Source organism: Caulobacter sp. GW456-12-1-14-TSB4 (genome assembly GCF_059424195.1).
The window spans coordinates 12,450-35,378 of record NZ_JBWKZF010000013.1; the positions used below are offsets into that span (position 1 = coordinate 12,450).

Sequence of the window (22,929 nt, forward strand, 5' to 3'; positions counted from 1 at the left end):
CTGAAGCTTTACCCGCCGCTGGTGACATCGGCTGTCAGCAGGCGGCTCTCCTCTGGACGACTCCACGGCCGATCGCCGCGCAATGGCTGAGCCCAGACGATGCGCCAACCGTTGGAACGGCGATAGAGTTCTGCGGCGCCGCCGCGGGCGAAATCCTCGGCCGCCAGCAGCACGGTCTCGGCGCAGAGCGGCGGAGTCCTGGGCGGCGCCGGCCCACGGATCACCACGACTTCGCTGCGGATGCACAGGCCCGACAACGTCTCGGCGTCGGGCGTCTTTCGGCCCCAGACCAGTGACAGCCGCACGGGCGCGCCCAGTTCCGGCGCGCAAATCCGCTTGTCGCAGGCGTAGAGGCTCCAGGTCGCCGGCGTCAGGCCGCGCCGACGCGCCCACAGCTCGGCCCCGAACCGCTTGGCGTCGGTGCGCAGCAGCACGGCCGCGTCGCCGGAGCGGACGGCGGCCGTCGCCCCGTCATTGGCGATCCAGGCGTCCGGCGGCGCAGGCCTGGGCCATAGGGCGACCGCCAGGGCCAGGGGCGCGCCGATCCAGCGCAGGCGGCCGCGCCACAGGCACAGGACCATCAGACCCAGGAAAGCGACCACCAGCACCTGCGGCGGCGCGCTGGCGACGATCCGCTGCGCGCCGTGCGCATCGGCGAAGCCGTTGGCGATGGCCAGCATGGCGTCGACGCCCCAGCCAGCCACGGCCAGGAACGGCGCGCCCAGGCCGAACGGCTCCAGCAGGGTCCCGACCGCCAGGAACGGCATGATCACGAACGACGACAGCGGCGCGACCGCCAGATTGGCCGGCAGGCCCCAGACGGCGACGCGGTTGAAGTGCTGCATGGCGAACGGCGCGGTGGCCAGGCCCGCCACCAGGCTCGCCGCGACCGAGGCCGCCAGCCAGGTGAAACCCGCCTGCGGCCAGCGGATCCACCATGGCGTCGAAATCTCCTTCACCGGCTGCGGCCAGCTCTCGGCCAGGGCCACCAGGGCGGCGGTGGCGGCGAAGGACATCTGGAAGCCGGGCTCGCCGGCGGTCTCGGGCTTCATCGCCAGGATCACCAGCGCCGCCACGGCCAGGCCGTGCAGGGTGATCGCCCGGCGGTCGAACAGGATGGCCAGGAAGGCGACGCTGGCGGTGATCGCCGAGCGCTCGGCCGGGGGCGGCGCGCCGGAGATGACCAGATAGGCCAGCACCGCTATCAGCCCCGCCACGGCGGCGATCTTCTTGCCCGGCGCCCGCAGCGCCAGCCACGGCCAGGCGGCGACGCCCAGCCGCACCGCGCCGAACATGAAGCCGCCGACGATGGCCATGTGCAGGCCTGAGATCGAAATGATGTGCGCCAGGCCCGAGGCACGCATGGCGTCGGTCTGCGCCTGGGGAATCCACGCCTCGTGGCCGGTGACCATGGCCGCCCCGAGCCCGCCGCTGGTCGGTCCCATTCTGTTGTAGATCCGTTGCGCCAAGTCCCAGCGGAAAGCGTTGATCGCCATGGTCAGGCTCAGTCGCCAGGGCGGCGGATCGAGGCCTGTCTCCCCCAGCTCGCCGATCACGAACCCCACGCCGCCGATCGAGTCGAACCAGGCGTCGCGGGCGAAGTCGTAGGATCCGGGCGCAGCCGGCGGCGGCGGCGGTCCCAGCATGGCCCGCAGTCGCACCGCTTGCCCTGGCGCCGGCGTCTCGTTCTCGCCGATCGTCACCCGAATGCGGCGAGGCGTGCGCTCCGGCGGCAGGCCGGACACGGTCACCGGCGCGATCAGCAAACGCGTCCCGCCCGCGCCGGGACTGACCACGTCCACGACAAAGCCGTCCACCCGCCGCACGACCCGCTCCCCAGCCATCCGTGGAGCCGCCACGCGGTCGCTGCGAATCTTGGCGGCCAGACCGCCGGTAGCCCCGAACGCCATCAGACTGACCAGCACGACGAAGCCACGTGGCGCGTTCCAGCGCTGGCCGGTCCACCAGATCGCCGCCAGCGCTCCAGCCGCCAAAGCCAGCATCCAGAGCTTCGGCTCGACTCCAGCTTCCAGATAGCCCGCCGCGCCGAGACCGAACGCCACCGGCGTCCATAGAAACGCCCGATCCAGATTGACTCGCCCTTCCGTCAGCAGCCCGGCCTTCAGGGCCGACCACGACAGACGCGCCGCTGGCGCGGCAGACGCGACCTCGGCAAGTTCCGCGCCTAACATACCGAAACCACTGTATTTTTGACGGTTAAGCCAAGTTCGCCGCGATGCGGAAAACCGCTAGGCCCGGCGCGAAGCGGCGTGCTAAGACGCCCCGCCCGAGCCACCTTGCGGTTCGCGCCCATCGACGCCATTTCGGCCTCCAGCCCCACAGTTTTGAAGCCCATGTCGAACCCCACCTCTTCCGGCGTCGTCACGCGCTTCGCCCCCTCGCCCACCGGTTTCCTGCATATCGGCGGCGCCCGCACGGCGCTGTTCAACTGGTTATATGCACGCCATACGGGAGGGAAGTTCCTTGTTCGCGTCGAGGACACCGATCGTGAGCGCTCGACCGAAGCCGCCGTCGCCGCGATCTTCGAAGGCCTGAACTGGCTGGGCCTGGAATCCGACGACGAGGTCGTCTTCCAGCACACCCGCGCCCCGCGCCACGTCGAGGCCGTGCAGCAGATGCTGGACGCCGGCCGCGCCTATCGCTGCTGGATGACCGTCGAAGAACTGGAAGTCGCCCGCGAGAAGGCCCGCGCCGAAGGCCGCGCCATCCGCTCGCCCTGGCGTGACGCTCCGGAAGGCGACCTGGCGGTCCCGCACGTGATCCGCTTCAAGGGCCCGCTGGACGGCGAGACCGTGGTCAACGACCTGGTCAAGGGTCCGGTGACCTTCAGGAACATCGAGCTGGACGACCTCGTCCTGCTGCGCGCCGACGGCGCGCCGACCTACAACCTCGCCGTCGTGGTCGACGACCACGACATGGGCGTCACCCACGTGATCCGTGGTGACGACCATCTGAACAACGCCGCCCGCCAGAGCCTGATCTATCAGGCCCTGGACTGGAGCGTGCCGGCCTTCGCCCACATCCCGCTGATCCACGGCCCGGACGGCGCCAAGCTCAGCAAGCGCCACGGCGCCCAGGCCGTCGGCGAGTTCGCCGACCTCGGCTACATCCCCGAAGGCATGCGCAACTACCTGGCGCGCCTCGGCTGGGGTCACGGCGACGACGAGGTGTTCAACGACGAGCAGGCGATCAGCTGGTTCGACGTGGCCGACGTGGTCAAGGCGCCGGCGCGCCTGGACTGGGCCAAGCTGAACCACATCAACGCCCAGCATCTGCGCAAGGCCGATGACGCCCGCCTGACCGAACTGGCCCTGACGGCCGCCGAAAAGCGTGGCGAGCCCCTGCCCGCCGACGCCCGCGAGCGCATCGCCCGCACGGTCCCGGAAGTGAAGGAAGGCGCCAAGACCATCCTGGAGCTGGTGGATCACTGTGCGTTCGCACTGAAGGTCCGGCCGCTGGCCCTGGAAGAAAAAACCCAAAAGCAGCTGACCGAAGAAACGGTCGAGCGCCTGAAGCGCCTGCGCGATCAGCTGGCCGCCGCCGAGGCATTCGACGCTCCGACGCTGGAAACGGTGTTGAAAACGTTCGCGGAATCCGAGGGCGTCGGCTTCGGGAAGTTCGGCCCTGCCCTGCGCGGGATCCTGACCGGCGGCGCGCCGGCTCCGGACCTGAACAAGACCATGGCCGCGCTCTCTCGCGAAGAGAGTTTGGGGCGCCTTGACGACGCCCTGGCGTCGCGCGCATGAGGCGCTATAACGCACGTGCGAAAACGAAAGTTGGACTGCTCGTTCCAATTTATGGAGAGGTCTAAGTATGACCGATAAAGCCACGCTGACGATTGGCGACAAGAGCTACGACCTGCCGATCCTCAAGGGCAGCACGGGTCCGGACGTCCTGGACATCCGAAAGGTCTATGCCGAGAGCGACCACTTTACCTTCGATCCCGGCTTCACCTCGACCGCTTCTTGCGAAAGCAAGATCACCTATATCGACGGCGACGCGGGCATCTTGCTGCACCGCGGCTATCCGATCGACCAGCTGGCCGAGAAGTCCTCGTTCCTCGAGGTCTGCCATCTGCTGCTGAACGGCGAACTGCCGACGGCGGACGAATTCGCCAAGTTCGAAAAGAACATCACCTACCACACGATGCTGCACGCGCAGTTCGACGCCTTCTTCCAAGGCTTCCGCCGCGACGCGCACCCGATGGCCGTGATGACCGGCGCGGTCGGCGCCCTGTCGGCCTTCTACGCCGACAGCATCAATGTCGACGACGCGCGTGAGCGCGAGATCAGCGCTCACCGCCTGATCGCCAAGATGCCGACGATCGCCGCCCGCGCCTACAAGTACACGGTCGGCCAGCCGTTCGTGTCGCCGCGCAACGACCTGTCGTACTCGGAAAACTTCCTGCGCATGTGCTTCGCCGTGCCGGCCGAGGACTGGAAGCCGAACCCGGTGCTGACCCGCGCCATGGACCGGATCTTCATCCTGCACGCCGACCACGAGCAGAACGCCTCGACCTCGACCGTCCGCCTGGCCGGTTCGTCGGGCGCGCACCCGTTCGCCTGCATCGCCGCCGGCATCGCCTGCCTGTGGGGCCCGTCGCACGGCGGCGCCAACCAGGAAGCCCTGGAGATGCTGGAAACCATCGGCTCGGTCGAGAACATCCCGGACTACGTCCAGGGCGTGAAGGACAAGAAGTACAAGCTGATGGGCTTCGGCCACCGCGTGTACAAGAACTTCGACCCGCGCGCGAAGGTCATGCAGAAGACCGCCCACGAAGTGCTGGCGGAACTGGGCCACAACAACGACCCGCTGCTGCAGGTCGCCCAGGAACTGGAAAAGGTCGCCCTGAGCGATCCGTACTTCATCGACCGCAAGCTGTACCCGAACATCGACTTCTATTCGGGCATCACCCTGCGCGCGATGGGCTTCCCGACCAACATGTTCACCGTGCTGTTCGCTCTGGCCCGCACCGTCGGCTGGATCAGCCAGTGGAAGGAAATGTTCGAGGACCCCACTCGCAAGATCGGTCGTCCGCGTCAGCTCTACACGGGCGCCACGCAACGCGATTACGTCGACGTCGAGAAGCGCTAAGCGCTTTTCTCCTCGGAGACATGGATCAGGCCCCGCTTCGGCGGGGCCTTTTTCGTTTAGCGCTTGAGCAGGAAGCTGAGGACCTCGGCGACGGCGCGGTAAAGCGCCTCGGGGATTTCCTCGTCGATCTCCAGGCTCGATAGAGCTTGGGCCAGGACCGGGTCCTCCTCGATCGGCACGCCGTGCTCACGCGCCGTCTCGATGATCTTCTCGCCCAGCCAACCCTGGCCCGAGGCCACGACCTTGGGGGCGTTGGGCTCTTCGTAGAGAAGGGCGACAGCGATGCGCGGCCGCGCCGAGGGTCCGGTGATCCCGCTCATGAGGCCTGGTCCACGAAGTGGCCCAACGGGCTGACGCCCCCAGGGCTGGTCGGCGCGCCGGAATGGACGGCGACCTCGGGCGACAGCTCGGCCTGGCGCAGGGCCGCGCCCAGGCTCTCCTCGCCAGCCCGCAGGCGGGCGATGGTCTCGGCCCGCTCGGCCCACAGCGATACGCGGGTGCGTGAGCCCGTCAGGGTGACCAGGGCATGGACGGGACCCAGCGGCTCCAGATCGATCGAGAACCGGGCCTTGTAGGTGCGCTCGGCTGGACCGACCGCGCCGCCGCTAGAGCCGCCGCCGTCGTGGCTGATCTCGAACTGGGCGACGGCCAGGCCCTGGGGCGTCATGAACGGCAGGTCGAGGTTCAGGCGACCGGCCTGCTGGGGACGGGCTTCAGCCGTCTCGGCCTCGTGGGGAACGGAGTCAGGCAGCGAGGCGATCTGCATCAGGTCCTGGCGAGCCAGGGCGCCGTTGGTCCCCTTCAGCAGGCCCCGCACGAGATCGGCGGGCGACTGGTTCATGGACAGCTCGGGCGCGACCGGCTTCTGGCCGGCCATCGGACCGCCGGCATAGGGCGGCGGCGGGACCTTGGAGCGCGCGACCTCGGCCGGGACGGCGCCATAGCCGCGCGGCGTCAGAGCCCTGGGCTCGGCGGGCGTCGCGGTCGTAGGCTCCTCGTGAAGCGCTTCCTCGGCGATCAGGCCCAGTTGCACCAGCGCCGAGAGCGCGGCGCGGACGGGCGTAGCGACGGACGCGGAGGGCTTGGGCATGGCCACGAAGGCGCCGAAGCGGGCGGCGAGGCCGTCGTCCTCGGGCGGCGGCTCTGGAGCCTTGGCGAGCGATTGCGGAGCCTCGGCGGTAAGCTCGGAGACCTCGGCTTGCGGAAGCGGAGACGCGACTGTCGGCGCGGTCTTGAGATCGGGCTGGGCCAACGGCGCGGAGTTGGCGCCCAGCTGCGGTCGTGGCGCCGCCGACGAAGAGGCTGACGGCGTCGCGATCGGAGGCGCCTCGCTCCCCTCCTCGGTCGGAGCGGAAACCGGCTCGGCGACCGGGGCTTCCGACGCCTGCGGCGGCGCCTTGGCCAGCCAGGCCGACAGCGCCCCACGGAACACCAGCAGCGCGGCCTTCATATCGACGGCCTCGGGAAGGCGCGGCAGGCCCTCCTGGGGCGGCGTCGCGGCCGCGCGAGCCATCTTGGCCTCTAGGAATACGCCAGAGCGCTCGACAGCTTGGCGCAGACCCTGGGGCGTGGCGATCTCGGCGGCCGTGGGCGCCTTGGCCAGCAGCGCCCTGCCCGCCTCGCGCACCTCGGGCGGCATGTCGGGACGCTCGACGACGGCGCGGACATTGGCCATCAGCGGGGCGAGGCCCGTCTGACGCGGCACGGCCTCTGCGGCGGCGGTGCGCACGGCGCGGACCAGGCGCGTCTCGGGCCGGGCGGCCTGTTGCAGCGCGGGCGGAACGGTCTTCGCGCCCTGCGCGTCGGCGGCGTGGCCGGCGTCCTGGGTCGAGACCTGTCCGGCCTGTTCGATGGGCGCGCCGGGCGTGACCTGTGGATTGGTGGGACGGCCGACGATCTCGCCCAGTTGAGCGGTCGTGTTGGCGATCGCCTGGCGCGCCAGCGCCTGGATGACGGCGACGGATTCCGGTCCAGTCCCAATCGTGGGAGTTGGAAGGATGGGGGTCACGGGCGTGGTCGGGTCGATGGCCACGACAACGGCTCCACGGCGACAGTTATGAGTATACTAGGCTGGGGACGTAAATCAGCGGTTAACCTTCGCTATATGAACTCACAAAGCCTTGTGGAGCTTGGACTTCACGGATTCTCCTGCGTCGTGTGAGGTGCGTTCTGGATACGCGGTGGCTGAGTATCGTCGAGCACCGGCGCCGCGATCTGCTGTCCATCGTGCCGATGACCCTGCTGGCCGCCGCCGGCGCCTGCGCCTGGCTCGATCCCAGGATCTGCCTCGGCTGGCTGGCCGCCGCCGTGGCGCTGATCGGCATCAACCAGCTACTCTGCGGCATCGTCGCCAGGCACGGGCAAGGCAAGCCCGCCCTAGAGACCGTTCTGGCGGCCTTCACCCTGGTCTACACCTTCATCTACGCCAGCCTGCCCTCGGCCCTGGTGTTGCTGGGTACGCGCGCCTCGGTGCTGGCTGGCGGGGCGATGATGGCCGCCATCGCGCTGAGCTGCACCGCCGAGTTCGTGATCTCGCGCCGTATCGGCCTGGCCGCCCTGTCGGCCGTGCTGTTGCAGGTTTTCGTGGGCACCGCCCTGGCGGCGCTGTCGACCGGCCTGCCCCAGCTGCTGCTGTCGCTGGTCGCGGTGCTGTGCTTCTTCGCCTATGTGCTGCGCTACGCGATCCAGCGCGAGCAGACGATGCAGAGGATGGCCGAGGCCGCCGCCCTGGCCCAGGCCCGCGAGGCCGAGGCCGACGGCGCCAACCGGGCCAAGACCGCCTTCCTGGCGACCATGAGCCACGAGATCCGCACGCCGCTGAACGGCATCCTGGGCATGACCCAGGTAATGCAGGCCGATGACCTGTCGCCGGCCCAGCGCGAGCGCCTGGACGTGGTCCGCCAGTCGGGCAAGGCCCTGACCGAGATCCTCAACGACGTGCTGGATCTGGCCCGCATCGAGGCCGGCCAGCTGGAGCTGCGCCCCGAACCGTTCGACCTGCGCGAACTGCTGGTCGGCTGCGGCCAGACCTTCGCCGCCCTGGCCCAGGGCAAGGGCCTGACCCACGACCTGTCGATCGCCCCGGCCGCCGAGGGCGCCTATCTGGGCGACGCCGGACGGTTGCGGCAGATCCTGCACAATCTGCTGTCCAACGCCGTGAAGTTTACCGAACGCGGCGGCGTCTCGATCGTCGCCGACTACGAGGCCGGCCAGTTGGAGCTGACCGTGGCCGATACCGGTCCCGGGGTCGCGCCCGAGGAGCAGGAGCAGCTGTTTGGCCGCTTCGTGCTGCTGGACGACATCGCCACGCGTCGGCACGGCGGGGCGGGTCTGGGCCTGGCCATCTGCCGCGAGCTGGCCCGCCGGATGGACGGCGACGTCACCCTGTTCAGCCGCCCGGGCGAAGGCAGCGCCTTCACGGTCGTCCTGCCGCTGGCCAAGGTCGCCGCGCCCGCCAGGACCAAGACCGAGGACGAGACCCTGCCCGACACCGCGCCGGGCCTCCGGATCCTGGCCGCCGAGGACAATCCGACCAACCAGCTCGTCCTGCGCCTGGTGCTGCGCCAGGCCGGCCTCGAGCCGGTCATCGTCGATGACGGCGCGAAAGCCTTGGCCGCCTGGCGCGAAGGCCAGTGGGACGCGGTGCTGATGGACATCCACATGCCCGTCATGGACGGCCTGACGGCGCTGAAGGAAATCCGTCGCCTGGAGGCCGAGGAAGGTCGTCCGCGCACGCCGGTGATCGCGCTGACGGCCAACGCCATGCGCCACCAGGTCGAGCTGTTGCTGGAGGCGGGCATGGACGACCATGTCGGCAAGCCGATCGACGTCGCCAAGTTGCTGACCGCCCTCGACAAGGCTGTCTCAGGCCGTGACCAGGCCCCGCGTCTTCAGGAAGTCGATTAGGGCGTCGGCGGCGGCCTCCGACGGGTCGGGCATGCCACGGCCCATCTTGTCCAGCGCCGCGTTTTGTTCCGCCGCCTGCTTTTCCCGCAAATCCGGATCGTCCAGCCGCTTGCCGACCTCGCGCGCCAGGGCCTCGCCCTCGCAGGCGTCCTGGAGCAGCTCCGGGGCGATCTCGCGGCCGGCGGCGATGTTGAACAGGGTGACCCAGCGCGGCTTCATCAGGCGCTTGACGATGGCGTAGGTCAGGGGCGCGGTCTTGTAGCCGACCACCATCGGCCGGCCGGCCAGGGCCAGCTCGGTCGTCACCGTGCCGCTGCAGGCCAGGGCGACGTCGCCAGCGACGAAGGCGTCGTCCTTCAGCTGCTCGTCCTCGATGACGTGGGCGCGGAACGGCCAGCCGGCGACGCGCGCCTTGACCGCCTCGGCCACGGTGTAGGCGGCGGGGATGACGACCACCAGCTCGGGCCGGTCAGCCTTCAAACGGCGCACGGCGTCCTCGAAGGCGGGCAGCACGCGCTCGATTTCAGACGGACGGCTACCGGGCAGGACCAGCAGGATAGGATCGGTCGCCGAGGCCCCGACCGCCGCGCGCAACCTAGCGCCGTCGGCATGGTCGAAGCGCTTGGCCAGGGCCGAGTTGCCGACGAAGACGCTGGGCAGGTCCACGGCGTCGAAATACGGCTTGTCCATCGGCTGGATCGACAGCAGCAGATCGACCGACTTGGCCAGGCTGCGCGCGCGGCCGGCGCGATAGGCCCAGACCTGTGGCGCGACGTACTTCACCAGCGGCAGCTTGGGGTCGAGCTTCCGTAGGGTGTGGGCCAGGCGGATATTGAAGCCCCAGCTGTCGATCAGGACGGCCACATCGGGCTTTTCCCGGGCCGCCAGGGCCACGGAGTCCTTCAGACGAGCCAAGACCGTCGGATAGGCCTTCAGGCCCTCCACGATGCCCAGGATCGAGAGCTGGGCGATGTCGAAGGGGCTATCGACCCCCTGCTCGGCCATCTTGGCTCCGCCGACGCCCACGAAGGTGATGTTGTCGCCCAGTCGCGCCCGCAGCGCCTTGGCCAGGCTGGCGCCCAGGGCGTCGCCCGAGGCCTCGGCGGCCACCAGCATGACTTTTAGATGCTTTTTTGGGAGCGCCATCAGGGCCGCCCCTGCGGATCGACCCCCAGCACGAAGAGGCCCAGATCGTCGGCGCAGGCCATCACCGCGTCGCGGTCGACGACCAGCAGGCGGCCAGCCTCGCCGACCACGCCGGCCAGGCCCGCGCGGGCGGCGCGCTGGATGGTGGCGACGCCGATGGTGGGCAGGTCGACCTTGGTCTCCTGGATCGGCTTGGGGGCCTTGGCCAGCACGCCGCGCGGCGTCTCGGCCGAGCCACGGATGGCCTGGGGCAGTTGCTCCACCCGGCGCAGCATGGCGTCGGTGCCCTCCTGGGCCTCGACGGCTAGGACGAGGCCGTTGCAGACCACGGCGCCCTGCCCCACGTCCAGGCGACCGATCTCGCGCGCCACCATCAGGGCCTTTTCGATATCGGCCATGTGCTCGTCGCGCGGATAGAACTTGCCCAGGCGTCCGCGCGGCAGGGTCATCTCGCCGACGACCTCGTGCGCGCCCTCGATCTCGAAGCCTTCCTTCTCGAACTCGTCCAGCACCCGGCGCAGCAGGGCGTCGTCGCCCTGGCGCGCGGCCTTGATCAAGCTGGGCACGATCAGCAGGCCTCGCGCGTCGGGCATCAGGGCGCCGAAGTCCGGACGACTGACATTGCCGGCGAAGCAGACGACCTCGCAGCCCTCGGCCCGCAGCGCCTTGAAGGCCTTGCCGAACTCGCCGATGCCGACCTCGACGCCCGGGTAGCGGGCCAGGGCGGGATCGGCGAAGCTCCTCAGCCGCATGACCGCGAAGGCGCGGCCAGCGGCCTCGCAATGGGCCGCCAACTCGACGGGCAGCGCGCCGCCGCCGGCGATCAGGCCTAGCTTACGCATCGTACGAGCCTAGACCTCGCGCTCGGGCAGGCAAAGCGGCCGGTTGGCGTCGGCGCGAATGAAGTCGACGATCTCCATCACTTCCGGATTGCCGGCGTGGATCTCGGCGACATCGTCCAGGCGCTCCTGGAACGTGCCTTCGTCGGCGAACATCAGGCGGTAGGCCGCGCGCAGGGCGTTGATCGTCTCGCGCGAGAAGCCCCGGCGCTTGAGGCCGACCAGGTTGAGGCCCTCAAGGTGGGCGTGGTTGCCCCACACCGACCCGTAGGGGATGACGTCCTTGGTCACCGCGGCCAGGCCGCCGATGAAGCTGTAGCGGCCAATGCGCGAGAACTGGTGCGCGGCGGCCAGGCCGCCCATGAACACGTAGTCGCCGATCGACACGTGGCCGCCCAGGGTCGCGCCCTTGGCCAGCACCACGAAGTCGCCGACGATGCAGTCATGGGCGATGTGCGAGCCGACCATGTAGAGGCCGTCCGAGCCAATCGTGGTCACGCCACGGCCCGAGGCCGTGCCCGTGTGCATGGTCACGTGCTCGCGGATGATGTTGCGCGGACCGATCAGAAGCTCGGTCTTCTCGCCCTTGTGGCCCAGATGCTGGGGCGGACCGCCCAGATTGGCGAACGGATGGACGGTGCAGCCTTCGCCCAGGGTCGTCGCGCCTTCCACCACCACGTGCGACAGCAGGCGAACGCCGGCCTCCAGGGTCACGTCCGGGCCGACGATGCTGTAGGGCCCGATCTCGACGTCCGAGGCGATCCTGGCCTCGGGCGCGATAATCGCGGTGGGATGGATCGCGGTCATTTCGTGGGGGTCTCCACGACCATGGCGGCGAACTCGGCCTCGGCGGCCACCTTGTCGCCGACCTTGGCCACGCCCTTGAACTTGAAGATCGACGAGCGCGCGCGCACGACCTCGACCTCCATGCGGATCACGTCGCCAGGACGGACGGGATTGCGGAAGCGCACGCCATCGATCGACATGAAGAAGATGGTCTTGCCCTCGGTGTCGACCTCAAGCGTCTTGCTCATCAGCACAGCGCCCGTCTGGGCCAGGGCCTCGACGATCAGCACGCCGGGCATCACCGGATTGCCCGGGAAGTGGCCTTGGAAGAACGGCTCGTTGATCGTCACGCACTTGATGCCGACGATCGACTGGCCGGGGTTGTAGGCCTCGGCGCGATCGACCAGCAGGAACGGATAGCGGTGCGGGATGCGCGCCAGGATTTCCGCGATGTCGATGTCGGTCTGCACCGTTTGCTCGGTGTTCTCGCTCATGGTCTGCCCTTCGCCCCTCGACCGCCCGCCATGCGCGACAGCCATGCGGTCTCCCGAAGCCACCGCTTGAGCGGTCGCGCCGGGAATCCCGTCCAAGTTTCGCCTTCCGGCACGTCCTTGAACACCGAGGCGGCCGCCCCGATGCTCGCGCCCGAGCCGATGTTCAAATGGTCGGCGACGCCGGCCTTGCCGCCGAAGGCCACGCCGTCGCCGACGATGGTACTGCCCGACAGCCCGGTATAGGCCGCCAGCACGCAATTGCGTCCTACACGGACGTTGTGCGCGACATGCACCAGGTTGTCGATCTTGGTGTTCTCGCCGATCGTCGTGTCGGTGAAAGCGCCGCGGTCGACGCAGCTGTTGGCGCCGATCGTGACGTTGTCCTGGATCACCACCCGGCCCAGCTGGGGCATGTCGACCATGCCGCGCGGCCCGACGGCGGCGCCGAAGCCCGCCTCGCCCAGCACCGCGCCGGCCGAGACCGACACGCGGTCGCCCAGCAGTGCGAAACCGATCACGGCGTTGGGGCCGATCACGCAGTCGCGGCCGATCAGGACGCCCGGACCGATGACGGCGCCTGGGCCGATCCGCGTGCCGCGCCCGATCCGCGCGCCCTGCCCGATCGTCACGTTGGGCGACAGCAGGACACCCTCCTCCAGCTCCGCCTCCGGATGGATGGCAGGCGCCGAAGGCTCGTGGCGACGCGGGGCGTGGAGACGATTGGCCGCCGCGGCCCAGGCCGCCTGCGGGTGCTTGGTCACCAGCGCCGCGCAGGTCGCCGGCAGGAAATCCTTGTGTTCCGGCCGCACGAAACAGGCGCCGGCCAGGGTGGTCCCAGCAGCGTCCTTGCGCTTGGCGTCGGAGAAGAAGGCGACACCCTGCGCATCGGCGCTATCCAGCGGCGCGGCGCGGGCGATAGCCCGGTCACCCAGGGCGGCGTCCACCAATTCGGCGGCGCCGGCCCGGGCCAACTCGGAAAGCGAAGCCGGACCCAGGCTGTCGAAGAAACGCGGGTCCGGCATGGCTCCTCACGGCAAATACGTTCCCTTAGGTAACCCCAAAGGAGACGATTCGCTTATTTGTTCGTCGGTTGCAGGGCCGCGGCGCCCGGAGCGGCTTGGTCCAGACGTTCACGGTCGAAGGTCAGGGTCTTGATGCGGGCGTCGAGCGCGGCGACCACACCGTCGGTGATGTCCATCGACGGGTTGGCCAGCATGACCGACTCGCGGTCGAGCAGGATGCTGCACTTCTGGGTCTGGTAGACCTGACGGATCGGCGTATCCAGCTCTTGATAGACGCGGGCCAGCGCCTTCTGCTCGGTCGCTTCGACTTCCTTCTGGCGCAGTTGGCCCTTGCGCTGCCAGGCGTTGGCCTTGACCTGCAGAGCCGAGGCCTGCTGCTCCAGGGCGTCCTGGGCCAGGGTGGCCTTCTTGGCGTCGAGGGCCTTGGCTTCGTTGTCGAGGCCGGTGCGCTCGGCGGTCAGCTCGGCGTTGACCTGCTGGATGATGGTCTTCAGGCGAGCGTCGACCGCCTTACCCACGGCCGAGGTGGCGACAGCGCGCTGGCTCGAGAAGATGCAGACGCCGGTCAGGGCCGGGCCGTGCGTGACGGCCGGAGCGGCCGGAGCAGCGGCGGGAGCCGTCTGGGCCGAGGCGCTGGTCGCGAGGGCGAGAGCGACGACGCTGGACGCGGCCGCGGACAGGAACTTGGACATGTTTATTGGAACCTTGTGGAGGTGGAGAACCGGAAGGTTTCGGTTCGATCGTAGTCTTCCTTGGCCAAAATGCGGCTGATATCGAATCGAATGGGACCCATGGGGGACTTCCAGTCGATCGAGATACCGGCCGTCGCACGCAGGCCGAGGTTATCCTTGATGTTCGGATCGAAGACGCCGGGCGACTTCTGACGATCCACATCATCCAGCAGACCGGCCGTACCCACGTCGCTGAACAGGGCGGCCTTGATGCCGTACTGCTCGGGCAGGAAGGTCGGGACGGTCAGCTCGAAGGTGCTGATGGCGTAAAGCTTCGCGCCCATCGAGTTGTTGGTGCTCGAGATATCGCGCGGACCGATACCGGCGATCTCGAAGCCACGGAACGAGGTGCCGCCGCGATAGAAGCGGTCGTTGATGCGGACGTTGTCGCCGCCCCAGCCCTCGATATAGCCGAACGAGCCGGTGGCGCTGAACACCAGGTCCTTGGTGAAACCCCAATACCAGCCGGCGTCGGCTTCGGTCTTGAGGTACTTCACGTCGCCGCCGATGCCGGCCAGATCCTGGTTCAGGTCGGCGAACCAGCCACGGGTCGGGTTGATCGGGTCGTTGCGCTTGTCGATGCGCAGGCCGTAGCCGATCAGTGAGGTGATGTAGGCGCCGCGCTGCAGGCAGAGAATCTGCGAGACCGAGCCGCTGGTGCAGAGGCTGTCGGCCACGCTCACGTCGTCCTGGCGGATCGTGTAGCGCAGGCTCATCGACGAGTCGTTGGTCAGCGGGAAGCCCAGGCGGACGTCACCACCAACCGACTTGGTGTCGTAGGCCGCATAGTCCGACAGGTCATAGCGGAAGGTGTAGAGGTTCACCCCCGCCACCAGGTTACGACCCAGGAAGCGCGGCTCGCTGAAGCCGAAGTCGATCTGCTGACGCAGCGAACCGACCGAGGCGCGGGCCCGCAGGTTCTGACCGCGGCCGCGGAAGTTCCGCTCGGTGATGCCGACGTCGAGCACCAGCTTGTCGACCGAGCTGTAGCCGGCGCTGAACGACAGTTCGCCCGTCGGCTGCTCCTCGACCTTCACCTTCAGGCTGGTGCGGTCCGGCGCCGAGCCGGGGGTGTCCTCGATATCGACTTCCTTGAAGAAGCCGAGGCGACGGATGTTGTTCTTCGAACGGTCGACCAGCACGCGGTTGTAGGCGTCGCCTTCGGCCACTTCCAGCTCGCGGCGCAGGACGTAGTCGAGCGTGCGGGTGTTGCCGACGATGTCGATGCGATCGACATAGACGCGCGGGCCTTCACGGACCGAGAACACCACATCGACGGTCTTGGTCTCGCGGTTGGGCACGTAGCGCGGACGCACGTCCACGAAGGCGAAGCCGGCCGCGCCCGCCGCGAAGGTCAGGGCGTCGGTGGCCTGCTCGATGCGCTCGTCCTCGTATAGCTGGCCAGCACGGATCGGCAGGATCTGGGCCAGCAGGTTGCCGTCCAGCTTCTTCAGCTCGGTTTCGACGGTGACCTTGCCGAACTTGTACTTCGGGCCTTCGTCGAGGGTGTAGGTGACGGCGAAGCCGTTCTTGTCCGGGGCCAGTTCGGCCACCGACGAGACGACGCGGAAGTCGAAGAAGCCGCGGTTGCGATAGTGCTTGCGCAGCTGCTCGCGGTCGTACTCGATCCGGTCGGGGTCGTAATTGTCGTTGCTGGTCAGGATCTTGTACCAGCGGCTTTCCTTGGTCACGACCACGTCACGCAGGTCGTTGTCCGAGTACTCGCTGTTGCCCAGGAAGTTGATGCCCAGGACGCCGCTCTTGGGGCCTTCGGCGATTTCGAACACCAGGTCGACGCGCTTCTGCGGCAGTTCGACCACCTTGGGCGTCACGGTCGCCGAGATGCGGCCCGAGCGGCGATAGAGTTCGATGATGCGCTGGACGTCGGCCTGCACCTTGGCGCGGGTGAAGATGCCGCGCGGGCGGATCTGCACTTCGTCCTTCAGCTTGTCTTCCTTCAGGGACGAGTTCCCCTCGAAGACCACCTGGTTGATGATCGGGTTCTCGACGACCTTCACGACCAAGTCGCCGCCCTGCATCTCGACCTTCACGTCGGCGAACAGATCGGTGCGGGCCAGGGTCTTCAGCGCCAGGTCAAGGCGTTGGGAATCGACCGTGTCGCCCGGCTGGATCGGCAGATAGGACAGAACCGTGCCCTGCTCGATGCGTTCGTTGCCCTGCACGACGATGCGCGAGACCACACCGGTCTGGGACGCCTGGGCGAAGGCTTGCTGCGGAGCCACCAAGGCCGTCGAGCCGAGGAGCAGCGCCATACCCGTGGCGAACGCGGCGCTTTGGGCGCGAAGTTTGTTCATGGGACCAATCATGGACGAAGAGCGGGCGTTCACGTGAACAGGCCGCCGATGAATTTGAACACGTCGTAGCGGTTGAGGTCGTTCCACGCCGCGAACAGCATGAAACCCAGGATCAAGGCAAGCCCCGCGCGGAAGCCGGCCGCCTGGAAGTCCGCTCGTAGAGGCCGTTTGGCCACGGCTTCATAGGCGTACATCAGCAGATGTCCGCCATCGAGGACCGGGATCGGCAGAAGATTCATGAAGCCGATGCTGACCGACAGGCTGGCGATCAGCAGCATGGACGAGATGAAGACGCGCAGCACCATGGTGGCCGCGTCGGGCGCGCCGGCGGCGCTGGCCTTGGTCACCGCGCCGGCGGTGTGACCGATTCCGATGAGGCCGCTGATCTGGTCGGCTGGCAATTGGCCGGTGACCAGACGGCCCAGATAGAAGCCGATCGTCTTGATCATGCCCCACACCTCGACCGTGGCGTCGGGAATGGCGGTCAGCACGTTGGAGCGCTTGAACTGGGTGACCCCGGCGTTCTCGATGCCCAGCTGGCCGGTCTTCATGCGGCCGCTGATCTTGTCGGTGATCTCCACCAGGCGCGGCGTGGCCGTCAGATGGACTTCCTGGCTGGCGCGCTTGACCGTGAAGTCGATCGGCAGATTGGCGCGCAGCGAAACATAGCCCTGCAGGTCCTGGAACGTGCCGATCTTGCGGCCGTCGGCGGCGACGATGACGTCGCCCTTCTTGAAGCCCGCCGCCTCGGCCGGGCCGCCGGGCACGACACCGTTGACGGTGGCCGCGCGCTGCGGCGCGCCGACCATCACCAGGAAGACGGCCATGATCAGGATGGCCAGGACGAAGTTCGACACCGGACCAGCCACGGCGATGATCGCCCGCTGCCATACCGGCTTGAAATGGAAGTACTTGGAGACCCCCTCCTCGCCCTCGCGCCGGACGATCGAGTCGCGCATGGCTTCGAGGTTGTCCTGGTCGGGCACGCTGGCGGCGTTCTCGTCGCCGGAAAAGCGGACATAGCCGCCCAGGGGGATCGAGGCGACGCGCCACTCCACGCCGTGCTTGTCGCGCCACGACAGCAACGGCGGGCCGAACCCGATCGAGAAGCAGTCGATGGCCACCCCGCACGCCCGCGCGGCCCAGTAGTGCCCCAGCTCGTGGATGGTCACCACGACGGACAGCACGAAGGCCGTGGACAGGATGAAGATCAAGACGTCAGTCATAAGGTTGGCCGGTCCCCCGGATCAGAGCCGGCGATGCTTTTGCGCGACAACCTCGGCCGCAATGCGGCGAGCGCTAGCGTCGATCATCATCGCGTTTTCGACAGCGTCGTTTTCATCGACGGCCAGGTTGCCAAGACTGTTCATACGCTCAAGGGTTCCCGCCACCGCGGCGGCAATATCGAGAAAGCCAATCCGCCGGTCAAGGAAAGCGGCCACGGCGACCTCATTGGCCGCATTCATCGCCGTCGGCGCGCCCCCGCCCAGGCGCAGGGCCTCGCGGGCGATTCCGATCGACGGGAAACGATCCAGGTCCGGCGATTCGAAGGTCAGCTGCCCATAGGCGGCCAGGTCCAGGCGCTGCGCCGGCCACGGCAGGCGATCGGGCCAGGCGAAGGCGCACGAGATCGGGCTGCGCATGTCGGGCGGCCCTAGCTGGGCCAGGGTCGAGCCATCGACATACTCCACGAGGCTGTGGATCACCGATTGCGGGTGGACCACCACGTCGATGCGGTCCTCCGGCGTGTTGAACAGATAGGAGGCCTCGATCATCTCGAGCCCCTTGTTCATCATCGTCGCGGAATCGACCGAGATCTTGGCGCCCATGCTCCAGTTCGGATGGGCGATGGCCTGTTCCGGGGTGGCGGCGGCCATGGCGGCCTTGTCCCAGGTACGGAACGGGCCGCCCGAGGCGGTCAGGATCAGTCGCGCCACGCGGTGGGCGCAGTCAGGCTGCAGCGCCTGGAAGATGGCCGAGTGTTCGGAATCAACCGGGATCACCGTGCCGCCGGCCGCCTTGGCGATCGCCAGCAGCGCGGGCCCGGCGCAGACCAGGCTTTCCTTGTTGGCCAGGGCGATGATCGCGCCGGTGCGAGCGGCCGCGACCGTGGGCGGCAAGCCCGCCGCGCCAACGATGGCCGACATCACCCAGTCCGCGCCCATGGCGGCGGCCTCGGCCACGGCGGCAGCACCGGCGGCGGCGCGCACGCCCGTGCCGGCCAGGCCGTCCTTCAGCGTCTGGAGCTTGGTCTCGTCCTCGATCACCGCGACCTGCGGCGTCCAGCGCCTAGCCTGTTCGATCAGGCGCTCGACGTTACGCCCGGCCGTCAGGGCCAGGATTTCGACATCGACGCCGGACTCTTCGAAAAGGCTCAGGGTCGAAAGGCCGATCGATCCCGTCGAGCCCAGCACCACCACCTTGCGGGGCAAGGTCAATGCGCCCATCCCACGTGGTCGATCAGCCGGACGGCGGCGATGACGATCGCCGCGAACATCAGGCCGTCGACGCGATCCAGCAGACCGCCATGGCCCGGGATGATGTCGCCGCTGTCCTTGACGCCGAAGCGGCGCTTCAGGATCGATTCCCAGAGATCGCCGGCCATGGTCGCCAGGCCGCCGAGGAAGCCGACCAGCGCCGCGGCCGGCCACACCAGCCTCAGATGCGCGAAGTGGGCCACCAGGACCGCGCCGATGGTCGCCGCCACCAGACCGCCGATGAAGCCCGACCAGGTCTTGTTGGGCGAGATCTGGGGCCACAGCTTGGGCCCCTTCAACAAGCTACCGACCAGATAGGCGAAGATGTCCGCGAACCAGGTCACCACGAACAGCAGCAGGGTCCAGTAGAGCCCGTCGGTGGGCAGCGAGCGGACCCAGACCAGGGCGATGACGGCCGGAGCGATATAGACCACGCCATAGGCCGCGTCGGCCCGGCGCTCAACCGCGCCGCGCGCGATCAGGCCAGCCAGAAAGGCGCCGGCCAGCACGACCGACCAGGCGATGAGAAATTGATGCAGATACGCGGCGACGACCGCGACCGCGCAGAACAGGCCGACCACGGCGCCGACGGCGTTGGGCGACTTGGGCGCGCTGATCTTGCCCCACTCACGGGCCAGCAGCGCCGTGCAGACCAGGGCCAGGGCCAGGAACCAGAAGTTCCCCAGCCAGACGGCGGCCACGACCATAGGCACGAGCACGGTGGCCGAAACCACGCGCGTCTTCAGATTACCCCAGTTGAAGCGCTTAGCCGGCGACGGCGACGTCATCGGCAGCGACCCCTCCGTAGCGTCGATCCCGACGGCGATAATCGGCGATAGCCGCCGCCAGGGCCTCGGGGCCGTAGTCGGGCCACAGCACGTCCTGGAAGACGAGCTCGGCGTAGGCGCATTCCCAGAGCAGGAAGTTCGAGATGCGGCGCTCGCCGCTGGTGCGCACGATCAGGTCTGGCGCCGGGGCCGACGCCGTCGACAGGAAGCGCTCGAAGGTCTGTTCGGTCAGGTCCGAGGCCTTGGCCTCGCCGCGCTCGACCTTCTCGGCGAAGGCGCGGGCCGCATCGGTGATGTCGGCCTGGCCGCCATAGTTGAAGGCCACCTGCAGCGTGAACTGGGTATTGCCCTCGGTGCGCTTCTCAGCCCGCTCGATCACCTCGGCGATGTCGGCCGAAAGCCCGGTGCGACGGCCGATGATGCGGACGCGGACGCCCGCCTTGGCCAGGCGCTCCAGGTCCGATTCGACATAGGCCTTGAGCAGGCTCATCAGCTCGGAGACCTCGTGCGCCGGCCGGCGCCAGTTCTCGGTCGAGAAGCCGAAGACCGTCAGCACGCCGACGTTCTGGGCCTGCGCGCCTTCGACGGTGCGCTTCAGCGCGTTGACCCCGGCGCGATGGCCGAGGACGCGCGGCATCCCCCGCTGCTTTGCCCAGCGGCCGTTGCCATCCATGATAATGGCCACGTGCAGACGTTGGTCGGTCGCCTCGCCCCCGGCGCGCCCCGACACGTTCTGCGGACCGGTGGTCGCCGGCATTCGCTTCAACCTTCCCTCATCGCTCCCCACCCACTCGAAGAGGGGGCGATTAAACCTGCATGATCTCTTGTTCTTTGATTTTCAAGGCCTCGTCGATCCGCTTGATGGCCTCGTCGGTCATCTTCTGGACCTCGGTCTCCATCTTCTTCAGATCATCCTCGCTGATGACGCTGGCCTTCTCGGCCTTCTTGAGGTCGTCGTTGGCGTCACGGCGAATGTTTCGCACGGCGACCTTCTGGGCCTCGGCGTACTTGCCGGCGATCTTCGAGAGGTCCTTGCGGCGCTCTTCGGTCAGCGGCGGGATCGGAATCCGCAGATTGTTGCCTTCAAGAACCGGATTCAGGCCCAGGTCCGAATTGCGGATCGCCTTCTCGACGGCCGAAACGGCGCCCTTGTCCCAGACATTGACATTGATCTGGCGCGGCTCGGGCACACTGACCGAGGCGACGGTGTTCAACTGCACCATCGAGCCATAGGCGTTGACCATGATCTGGTCGAGCAGGCTGGAAGACGCGCGACCGGTGCGCAAACCAGCGAAGTCTTCCTTCAAGGACACGACGGACTTGTCCATGCGGTCCTTGTAGCCGGACAGGACGGGCTTTTCGGCGGCGGCCATAACGGGCTCTCCTCGCTTGTCTTGAATCTTAGGCGGCGCGGTCGGCGGCGACCACGGTGAAGGTCCCCTTGCCATCCAGGACGTTGAGCAGGTTGCCACGTCCCTTGATGGAGAAGACCACGATCGGAATGTTGCTGTCGCGCATCAGCGCCACGGCCGAAGCGTCCATGACCCGCAGGTCCTTGGCCAGCACGTCCATATAGGTCAGGCGATCATAGCGCTCGGCCTTCGGATCCTTCTTGGGGTCGGCCGTGTAGACGCCATCGACGCTGGTGCCCTTGAACAGGGCGTCGCACTCCATCTCGGCGGCGCGCAGGGCCGCGGCGGTGTCGGTGGTGAAGTACGGGTTGCCGGTGCCCGCGGCGAAGATCACGACGCGGCCCTTCTCCAGGTGACGCTGGGCGCGGCGGCGGATGTAGGGTTCGCAGACCGTGGCCATCGGGATGGCCGACTGCACGCGCGTCTGGACGCCGATACGCTCCAGGGCGTCCTGCATGGCCAGGGCGTTCATGACGGTGGCCAGCATGCCCATGTAGTCGGCGCTGGAGCGCTCCATGCCCTTGGCCGCGCCGGCCATGCCGCGGAAGATGTTGCCGCCGCCGATCACCAGGCACAGCTCGACGCCTGACTTGACGATCTCGGCCACGTCGTCGGCCACCGATTGCACGGTGTTGGTGTCGATGCCGTAGGGCGTATCGCCCATCAGGACCTCGCCCGACACTTTCAGCAGGATACGACGATATTTCTGAGGTGCGTTGGTATCGGACATGGGACCGCTATTCCTGAGTCGTCGGCACGCACATTACGGTGCGTTCTACAGAAGTGGGACGTGTTTTGCCAACCACTGTCCCCCTTTCGAACGAGGGGCTGACAGCAGGCGCAAAAAAGGCGCGGCGCGCGTCTAAACGCGCCGCGCCCTGATTGTCTGCCAGGACCTTGAGGGCCCCAGCGGTCAAGCCTTAGGCCTGGCCGGTCATCGAGGCGACTTCGGCGGCGAAGTCGTCTTGCTTCTTTTCCACGCCTTCGCCCAGGGCGAGACGGGTGAAGCCCTTCACGGTGATCGGCGCGCCCAGGGTCTTGCCGGTCTCGGCGACCAGTTGCTCGACGGTCTGGTCCGGGTTCATGACGAAGGCTTGCTTCAGCAGCACGACTTCTTCCAGGAACTTGCGGATGCGGCCTTCGATCATCTTCTCGATGACCGCCGGCGGCTTGCCCGACTCCAGAGCTTGCTCGGTGAACACGGCCTTTTCACGCTCGATGGCGGCCGGGTCCAGATCGTCCGGCGACAGCGACAGCGGAGCGGTCGCGGCCACGTGCATGGCGATCTTGCGGCCCAGGTCGCGCAGGGCGGCCTTGTCGCCGGTCGACTCGAGGGCGACCAGAACGCCGATGCGGCCGAGGTCCGGCGCGGTGGCGTTGTGGATGTACGAGGCGACGACGCCGTTCTCGACCGTCCACTTGGCGGCGCGACGCACCATCATGTTTTCGCCGATCGTGGCGATCAGGTTGGTCAGGTGGTCCTGGACGGTCTCGCCGCCGGCCAGCTTGGCCGCGACGATGGCGTCGACCGAACCGTCGGTGCTGAGCGCAGCGCCGGCGATCTGACGGGCAGCGCCTTGGAACAGGTCGTTACGCGACACGAAGTCGGTTTCGGCGTTCACTTCGACGGCCGTGGCGGTTTCACCAGCGCCTTGCTCGGCGGTGGCGATGGCGACCAGGCCTTCAGCGGCGGCGCGATCGGCCTTCTTGGCGGCCTTGGACAGGCCCTTGGCGCGCAGCCAATCGATGGACGCTTCGATGTCGCCGTTGTTTTCCGACAGCGCCTTCTTGCAGTCCATCATGCCGACGCCGGACTTTTCGCGCAGTTCTTTGACGAGCGCGGCGGTGATCTCAGCCATCGAAAATCTCCAGATTCAAACGGTTAGCAACCGGGCCTG

Annotated in this window: 20 protein-coding genes; 3 read left to right on the forward strand and 17 right to left on the reverse strand. The window is 67.9% G+C overall.

The annotated features are described in order from the left end of the window. Positions 1–8: 8 nt before the first annotated feature. Complete coding sequence (locus tag AC07YH_RS13815; RefSeq protein WP_494747557.1) at positions 9–2,192, reverse strand: ComEC/Rec2 family competence protein; 2,184 nt, start codon at positions 2,190–2,192, stop codon at positions 9–11. Positions 2,193–2,354: 162 nt separating this feature from the next. Between AC07YH_RS13815 and gltX the strand changes: the two genes are divergently transcribed. Together gltX and gltA are read left to right on the forward strand one after the other, a co-directional pair. After that, positions 2,355–3,767, forward strand: coding sequence for a glutamate--tRNA ligase (gltX, locus tag AC07YH_RS13820; protein WP_494747558.1), 1,413 nt, complete (start codon positions 2,355–2,357; stop codon positions 3,765–3,767). 67 nt (positions 3,768–3,834) lie between these two features. Further along, positions 3,835–5,115, forward strand: coding sequence for a citrate synthase (gene gltA, locus AC07YH_RS13825; RefSeq protein WP_494747559.1), 1,281 nt, complete (start codon positions 3,835–3,837; stop codon positions 5,113–5,115). A gap of 56 nt (positions 5,116–5,171) precedes the next feature. Here the strand turns inward: gltA and AC07YH_RS13830 are convergent, their stop codons facing one another. After that, positions 5,172–5,435, reverse strand: a complete 264-nt coding sequence (locus AC07YH_RS13830; protein WP_494616755.1) for an EscU/YscU/HrcU family type III secretion system export apparatus switch protein — start codon at positions 5,433–5,435, stop codon at positions 5,172–5,174. Further along, positions 5,432–7,147, reverse strand: a complete 1,716-nt coding sequence (fliK, locus tag AC07YH_RS13835) for a flagellar hook-length control protein FliK (protein WP_494747560.1) — start codon at positions 7,145–7,147, stop codon at positions 5,432–5,434. Before fliK ends, AC07YH_RS13830 begins: the two co-directional genes overlap by 4 nt. 125 nt (positions 7,148–7,272) lie before the next feature. Here fliK and AC07YH_RS13840 point away from each other — a divergent pair, with 125 nt between their 5' ends. Beyond that, positions 7,273–9,021 (forward strand): ATP-binding protein, encoded by a 1,749-nt coding sequence (locus tag AC07YH_RS13840; RefSeq protein ID WP_494747561.1) that lies wholly within the window; start codon positions 7,273–7,275, stop codon positions 9,019–9,021. Here AC07YH_RS13840 and lpxB read toward each other — a convergent pair. The 14 genes from lpxB to tsf form a co-directional block, all read right to left on the reverse strand. Further along, positions 8,980–10,167 (reverse strand): lipid-A-disaccharide synthase, encoded by a 1,188-nt coding sequence (lpxB, locus tag AC07YH_RS13845; RefSeq protein WP_494747562.1) that lies wholly within the window; start codon positions 10,165–10,167, stop codon positions 8,980–8,982. The genes AC07YH_RS13840 and lpxB overlap by 42 nt on opposite strands. Further along, complete coding sequence (lpxI, locus tag AC07YH_RS13850; protein ID WP_494747563.1) at positions 10,167–11,009, reverse strand: UDP-2,3-diacylglucosamine diphosphatase; 843 nt, start codon at positions 11,007–11,009, stop codon at positions 10,167–10,169. The genes lpxB and lpxI overlap by 1 nt, the downstream gene beginning before the upstream one ends. A 9-nt stretch (positions 11,010–11,018) precedes the next feature. Next, positions 11,019–11,813 carry an acyl-ACP--UDP-N-acetylglucosamine O-acyltransferase gene (gene lpxA / locus AC07YH_RS13855; protein ID WP_494747564.1) on the reverse strand — a complete coding sequence of 265 codons (795 nt, stop codon included), beginning with the start codon at positions 11,811–11,813 and terminating at the stop codon, positions 11,019–11,021. Further along, positions 11,810–12,286, reverse strand: a complete 477-nt coding sequence (gene fabZ, locus AC07YH_RS13860; RefSeq protein ID WP_494616749.1) for a 3-hydroxyacyl-ACP dehydratase FabZ — start codon at positions 12,284–12,286, stop codon at positions 11,810–11,812. Before fabZ ends, lpxA begins: the two co-directional genes overlap by 4 nt. Beyond that, positions 12,283–13,308, reverse strand: coding sequence for a UDP-3-O-(3-hydroxymyristoyl)glucosamine N-acyltransferase (gene lpxD, locus AC07YH_RS13865; protein ID WP_494747565.1), 1,026 nt, complete (start codon positions 13,306–13,308; stop codon positions 12,283–12,285). The genes fabZ and lpxD overlap by 4 nt, the downstream gene beginning before the upstream one ends. A 53-nt stretch (positions 13,309–13,361) precedes the next feature. Further along, on the reverse strand, positions 13,362–14,000 hold the full coding sequence (locus AC07YH_RS13870; RefSeq protein WP_494747566.1) for an OmpH family outer membrane protein: 639 nt from the start codon (positions 13,998–14,000) through the stop codon (positions 13,362–13,364). Positions 14,001–14,002: 2 nt separating this feature from the next. Continuing rightward, entirely contained in the window at positions 14,003–16,366 is a 2,364-nt protein-coding gene (gene bamA / locus AC07YH_RS13875; protein ID WP_494747567.1) for an outer membrane protein assembly factor BamA, read from the reverse strand. Between the two features lie 17 nt (positions 16,367–16,383). Further along, complete coding sequence (locus AC07YH_RS13880) at positions 16,384–17,580, reverse strand: M50 family metallopeptidase (RefSeq protein WP_494747568.1); 1,197 nt, start codon at positions 17,578–17,580, stop codon at positions 16,384–16,386. Positions 17,581–17,601: 21 nt separating this feature from the next. Continuing rightward, positions 17,602–18,801: a 1-deoxy-D-xylulose-5-phosphate reductoisomerase gene (dxr, locus tag AC07YH_RS13885; RefSeq protein WP_494747569.1), complete on the reverse strand. Its 1,200-nt coding sequence runs from the start codon at positions 18,799–18,801 to the stop codon at positions 17,602–17,604. Beyond that, complete coding sequence (locus AC07YH_RS13890) at positions 18,789–19,619, reverse strand: phosphatidate cytidylyltransferase (RefSeq protein WP_494747570.1); 831 nt, start codon at positions 19,617–19,619, stop codon at positions 18,789–18,791. Before AC07YH_RS13890 ends, dxr begins: the two co-directional genes overlap by 13 nt. After that, positions 19,597–20,376, reverse strand: a complete 780-nt coding sequence (uppS, locus tag AC07YH_RS13895; RefSeq protein ID WP_494747571.1) for a polyprenyl diphosphate synthase — start codon at positions 20,374–20,376, stop codon at positions 19,597–19,599. Before uppS ends, AC07YH_RS13890 begins: the two co-directional genes overlap by 23 nt. 49 nt (positions 20,377–20,425) lie before the next feature. Then, the gene (frr, locus tag AC07YH_RS13900) at positions 20,426–20,992 is read right to left on the reverse strand and encodes a ribosome recycling factor (protein WP_494747572.1); all 567 of its coding nucleotides are present in this window, start codon (positions 20,990–20,992) and stop codon (positions 20,426–20,428) included. Positions 20,993–21,020: 28 nt separating this feature from the next. Then, entirely contained in the window at positions 21,021–21,761 is a 741-nt protein-coding gene (gene pyrH, locus AC07YH_RS13905; RefSeq protein WP_494747573.1) for a UMP kinase, read from the reverse strand. Between the two features lie 190 nt (positions 21,762–21,951). Then, a complete protein-coding gene (tsf, locus tag AC07YH_RS13910; protein ID WP_494747574.1) occupies positions 21,952–22,890 on the reverse strand; it encodes a translation elongation factor Ts in 939 nt (312 codons plus the stop codon). Positions 22,891–22,929 lie beyond the last annotated feature (39 nt).

Excerpts from the sequence above, each read along its gene's own strand:
- uppS (WP_494747571.1), bottom strand. The coding sequence starts at position 20,376 with ATGCCGGCGACCACCGGTCCGCAGAACGTGTCGGGGCGCGCCGGGGGC.
- lpxB (WP_494747562.1), bottom strand. The coding sequence starts at position 10,167 with ATGGCGCTCCCAAAAAAGCATCTAAAAGTCATGCTGGTGGCCGCCGAG.
- lpxI (WP_494747563.1), bottom strand. The coding sequence starts at position 11,009 with ATGCGTAAGCTAGGCCTGATCGCCGGCGGCGGCGCGCTGCCCGTCGAG.
- AC07YH_RS13830 (WP_494616755.1), bottom strand. The coding sequence starts at position 5,435 with ATGAGCGGGATCACCGGACCCTCGGCGCGGCCGCGCATCGCTGTCGCC.
- lpxA (WP_494747564.1), bottom strand. The coding sequence starts at position 11,813 with ATGACCGCGATCCATCCCACCGCGATTATCGCGCCCGAGGCCAGGATC.
- AC07YH_RS13880 (WP_494747568.1), bottom strand. The coding sequence starts at position 17,580 with ATGACTGACGTCTTGATCTTCATCCTGTCCACGGCCTTCGTGCTGTCC.
- fabZ (WP_494616749.1), bottom strand. The coding sequence starts at position 12,286 with ATGAGCGAGAACACCGAGCAAACGGTGCAGACCGACATCGACATCGCG.
- AC07YH_RS13815 (WP_494747557.1), bottom strand. The coding sequence starts at position 2,192 with ATGTTAGGCGCGGAACTTGCCGAGGTCGCGTCTGCCGCGCCAGCGGCG.
- pyrH (WP_494747573.1), bottom strand. The coding sequence starts at position 21,761 with ATGTCCGATACCAACGCACCTCAGAAATATCGTCGTATCCTGCTGAAA.
- gltA (WP_494747559.1), top strand. The coding sequence starts at position 3,835 with ATGACCGATAAAGCCACGCTGACGATTGGCGACAAGAGCTACGACCTG.
- gltX (WP_494747558.1), top strand. The coding sequence starts at position 2,355 with ATGTCGAACCCCACCTCTTCCGGCGTCGTCACGCGCTTCGCCCCCTCG.
- tsf (WP_494747574.1), bottom strand. The coding sequence starts at position 22,890 with ATGGCTGAGATCACCGCCGCGCTCGTCAAAGAACTGCGCGAAAAGTCC.
- dxr (WP_494747569.1), bottom strand. The coding sequence starts at position 18,801 with ATGGGCGCATTGACCTTGCCCCGCAAGGTGGTGGTGCTGGGCTCGACG.
- frr (WP_494747572.1), bottom strand. The coding sequence starts at position 20,992 with ATGGCCGCCGCCGAAAAGCCCGTCCTGTCCGGCTACAAGGACCGCATG.
- AC07YH_RS13870 (WP_494747566.1), bottom strand. The coding sequence starts at position 14,000 with ATGTCCAAGTTCCTGTCCGCGGCCGCGTCCAGCGTCGTCGCTCTCGCC.
- bamA (WP_494747567.1), bottom strand. The coding sequence starts at position 16,366 with ATGATTGGTCCCATGAACAAACTTCGCGCCCAAAGCGCCGCGTTCGCC.
- AC07YH_RS13890 (WP_494747570.1), bottom strand. The coding sequence starts at position 19,619 with ATGACGTCGCCGTCGCCGGCTAAGCGCTTCAACTGGGGTAATCTGAAG.
- lpxD (WP_494747565.1), bottom strand. The coding sequence starts at position 13,308 with ATGCCGGACCCGCGTTTCTTCGACAGCCTGGGTCCGGCTTCGCTTTCC.